Consider the following 3,858-nt stretch of genomic DNA (forward strand, 5'->3'; position numbering starts at 1 on the left):
ACGTGATCCGGGTGGGGGTGGGGACGCCACGCCAGACCCAGATTCCGCTGATGGAGCTGCCGCGCTACGGGGCCGAGCGCCTCTGCGGCATTCGCTGCGTCGCTACCCAGCTCAAGGTCGAAGCGCCCAGCCACAGCGTCCTTACCGCCATGGCCATCCAGCGGCTGGATGCGCTGGTGCTGCTGACCCTGAGCGGCAGCGGATTTCAGCGCCGAGGCGGCGGCGCTACCGGCTATGTGCGCGAGGCCTACGTGGCCCATGTGGTGCCCGACCCGGAGCAGCGCTGGACCGTTTCTGCCCCGCTCAGCCTAGAGGACGTAAGCCAACAGGACTTCCTGGCGCTAGCCGAGGGCCTGGAAGCGGAATTTCGCCATGTCTTTGTCGCCCAGCAGGTCGATAGCGACCACGATCGCGTCCTGGTGGTGGGGCTGATGACCGACCAGACGAGCGAGACGGCGTTTCAAAACGGGCTGTTGGAGGTATCGCGGCTAGTTGAAACGGCGGGCGGCGACGTGCTGCAAACGGTGCAGCAAAAGCGATCACGGCCCCATCCCCAGACCGTACTAGGGGCCGGTAAGGTGGAAGAAATTGCCCTGGCGGTGCAGACGGTGGGGGCGAACCTGGTGGTGTGCGATCGCAACCTCACCCCGGCCCAGCGGCGCAATCTGGAAAAGCGCATCGGCGTGCGGGTGATTGACCGCACCGAGCTGATTCTCGATATCTTTGCCCAGCGGGCCAAGACCGGCGCAGGCAAACTTCAGGTAGAGCTAGCCCAGCTGGAATATCAGCTGCCTCGCCTGACCGGGCGCGGCCAGGCGATGTCCCGATTGGGCGGCGGTATCGGCACCCGAGGCCCCGGTGAAACCAAGCTGGAAACCGAACGCCGGGCGATCCAAAAGCGGATTTCGCGGCTCCAGCAGCAGGTGGACCAGCTCCAGGCCCACCGCGCCCGGCTGCGGCAGCAGCGGCAGCGCCAGACCGTGCCCTCAGTCGCCGTCGTCGGCTACACTAACGCGGGCAAATCGACCCTGCTGAATATTCTGACGGATGCCGAGGTCTACGCCGCTGACCAGCTTTTCGCCACCCTCGACCCGACCACCCGGCGGCTCACCGTCGCCGATGCCGAGACCCACCAGCCCCGCAGCTTTGTCCTCACCGACACGGTGGGCTTCATCCAAGACCTGCCCCCGGCCCTGCTCGACGCCTTCCGCGCCACCCTGGAAGAGGTGACCGAAGCCGACGCGCTGCTGCATGTGGTAGACCTCTCCCATCCGGCCTGGCAGGAGCATATCCGCTCGGTGATGGGCCTGCTGGCTCAGATGCCGCTGACCCCCGGCCCGATTCTGCTGGTGTTCAACAAGCTGGACCAGGTGGATAGCGATACGCTGGCCCTGGCCCAGGACGAATATCCCCAGGCGGTATTTATTGCCGCTGCGCATCGGCTGGGCCTGGAAACGCTGCGGCAGAAGCTGCTCCAGCTGATTGACTACGCCGTCGCTGAACCCCAGGTGCCGTCCCAGTAAGCCTAGATACGCCCGAGAAAGCAGCCTACAGCGGCGAAATCGTCACCGGGTCGCCCGGCTGAAGGCCAATTTCGGCAGCTCGGCCGGCCCGCAGCTCGATCACCTGATCGATCAGCTGGGAGCCCGGGCCGTAGGTTGGGCAGGGGTCGGTTTCGCAGGGGGGGACGCTAGGCGAGATCGCGGCCACCTGCCCCTGGCGTAAAAACACCATATCCAGCGGCACTGGGACATCCTTCATCCAAAAGGCAGTGCGGCGGGGCGAAGCAAAGGAAAATAGCATGCCGCGATTGTCGGGCAGCGGCGTTCGGTACATCAATCCCATGGCCTGCTGCTGGGGCGTCTCGGCTACCTCCAGCTGAAAGGTCTGCCCGGCCATCTCAGCTTCAGCAGTGACGGGCAGCAGCTGGCCCGGACCGAGCAGCGTCGTTTCCGGTAGCGGGGCCGTAGAATCAGCGGCGGGGGTAGGGCGATCGGCGGGCAGCGTCATCGGGTCGGTCTCGGCGGCGGGCGTAGGCGATTCAGAGATGGCACCAGGCACCGAGCAGCTGAGCAGCAGGCAGGACAGCCCCACTAGGGAAAGCTGCCAGCTCCGGCGGCAGAAGCCCGCGATCGCGGCATCAGGTTTCACGCAGCACATAGCCCACCCCCCGAACGGTTTGAATCAGCCGCTTTTCATTTTCCCCGTCAATTTTAAGCCGCAGGTAGCGAATGTACACCTCGATCACGTTCGACTCGCCCATAAAGTCGTAGCCCCAGACGCTTTCCAAAATTTGCTTGCGGGTCAGCACCTCCCGCGGATGCTCCATTAGGTACTTGAGCAGCTCAAATTCTTTCATCGTCAGGTCAATGATGCGACCGCTGCGAATGGCGTTGCGGTTGGCTAGGTCCAGCGTCAGCTCGCCAAAGCGCATCTGCTCGCTGCCGCTGGCGCTGGGTTGGAGGTAGGTATTGACCAGGCGGATAAACTCATCGCTGCGATAGGGCTTGAGAAAATAGTCGTCGGCCCCGGACTCCAGGCAGGCAATCCGATCGCCCAGATCGTCCCGCGACATCAGCAGCAAAATCGGCTTACGGTAGCCAATCGCCCGGATTTCGATGCACAGGTCGAGCCCCGACTCTCCTGCCAGGATGCGGTCTATCACCACTAGGGCCGGATCGGTTAGCTTGAACTGTGCCGCCCCCTCGGCCAGACTTTCGGCCAGCACCGGCTGATATCCCGACTCTTGCAGGTCGAGGCTAATGCGTTGGGCCAGCTCTTCGCTGGCGATAACCGCTAAAACCTGGGGCGCTGGCGATAGCATAGGACCCTCCTAGGGTTGCGGCAGGCGGTGGGCTAAGGCAGTTCGACCGAAGTCGGCTTGGCAATGTGGGGCAGCCCCCATCCTAGCTTTTCGCGCAGCACACGGAAAAATTCCGGTGGTCGCAGCCGCAGAAACCGGGCCGGATACTGCGATCGCGCTAAACATACCCGATCCTCTGGCATCACATAGCAGCCTGCGTTGCCGTCCACCACCAGCACCAGCGGGTCGGGGTTGGCCGAGGCAATCTTCACCGTCTCGCTATCGGGAAACACCAGCCCCCGCGACGCCAGCGAGTGGGGGCAGATGGGAATCAGCTGCAGGACGGAAACCCCCGGCGCAATCACCGGGCCGCCCGCTGAGAGAGAGTAGGCCGTAGAACCAGTGGGGGTCGAAATAATAATGCCGTCGGCGGCGATATCGACTGGTGCATGGCCGCCCACCTGCACCTCAAAGTGGCACATGCTGGTCAGCGGTTCGCGGTGCAGTACCATCTCATTCAGGCAGAGTGCTTCCCAGGCCAGCTGATTGCGATCGCGCAGCTGCACCACCATCATCGCCCGCTCTTCGATCTGATAGTCGCCCGCCACCACCTGCTCTAAGACCTGCGGCAGCCGGTTCAAATAGGTCTCGGTGAGAAAGCCCATATGACCGGTATTCACCGTCAGCAGCGGTATCCCCGCCGGGGCCACCTGGCGAAAGGCCGACATCACCGTACCGTCGCCGCCGAGCACGATTGCAAACTCCATCTCTGAGTCAAAGCCATCGGGCACCAGGCTGCCGACCGGCGTATGGCAAACTGGCTTATTCGGCTGTGAGTAGCCCAGGATGCCACCGGCTCCTGTCGCCATCCGGGCGTCATAACCCAGCGCCGCCAGTTTGACCTGAAGTGCCTTAGCCGCCTCACAGGCTACCGGTTTGATGTCGTTGTAGATGATGCCAGCCTTGGGCACGAAGATTCCAGTGAACGCGAACAGCGAATTTCGGATGTATTCTCTAGGCTACCGTTTTTGGGGGGGGGTTGAACATGGGAAGTG

Annotated in this window: 4 protein-coding genes; 1 reads left to right on the top strand and 3 read right to left on the bottom strand. The window is 63.2% G+C overall.

The window, feature by feature from the left end:
* On the top strand, positions 1-1,523 hold a 1,523-nt coding region (hflX, locus tag IQ241_RS24975; RefSeq protein ID WP_228022087.1), incomplete at its 5' end, for a GTPase HflX.
* A 25-nt stretch (positions 1,524-1,548) separates the two neighbouring features.
* Here the strand turns inward: hflX and IQ241_RS24980 are convergent.
* Genes IQ241_RS24980 through IQ241_RS24990 form a run of 3 tightly spaced genes read right to left on the bottom strand, consistent with a single transcriptional unit; the run spans position 1,549 to position 3,774 of the window.
* On the bottom strand, positions 1,549-2,151 hold the full coding sequence (locus IQ241_RS24980; RefSeq protein ID WP_322743797.1) for a DUF192 domain-containing protein: 603 nt from the start codon (positions 2,149-2,151) through the stop codon (positions 1,549-1,551).
* Positions 2,141-2,824, bottom strand: coding sequence for a response regulator transcription factor NblR (gene nblR / locus IQ241_RS24985; protein ID WP_193912497.1), 684 nt, complete (start codon positions 2,822-2,824; stop codon positions 2,141-2,143). The genes IQ241_RS24980 and nblR overlap by 11 nt, the downstream gene beginning before the upstream one ends.
* A gap of 32 nt (positions 2,825-2,856) precedes the next feature.
* Positions 2,857-3,774, bottom strand: a complete 918-nt coding sequence (locus tag IQ241_RS24990; protein WP_193912499.1) for an NAD(+) kinase — start codon at positions 3,772-3,774, stop codon at positions 2,857-2,859.
* Between the last annotated feature and the right edge of the window lie 84 nt (positions 3,775-3,858).

The organism is Vasconcelosia minhoensis LEGE 07310 (assembly GCF_015207255.1).
In the GTDB taxonomy this organism is placed as follows: domain Bacteria; phylum Cyanobacteriota; class Cyanobacteriia; order Phormidesmidales; family Phormidesmidaceae; genus Vasconcelosia; species Vasconcelosia minhoensis.

Excerpts from the sequence above, each read along its gene's own strand:
- nblR (WP_193912497.1), bottom strand. The coding sequence starts at position 2,824 with ATGCTATCGCCAGCGCCCCAGGTTTTAGCGGTTATCGCCAGCGAAGAG.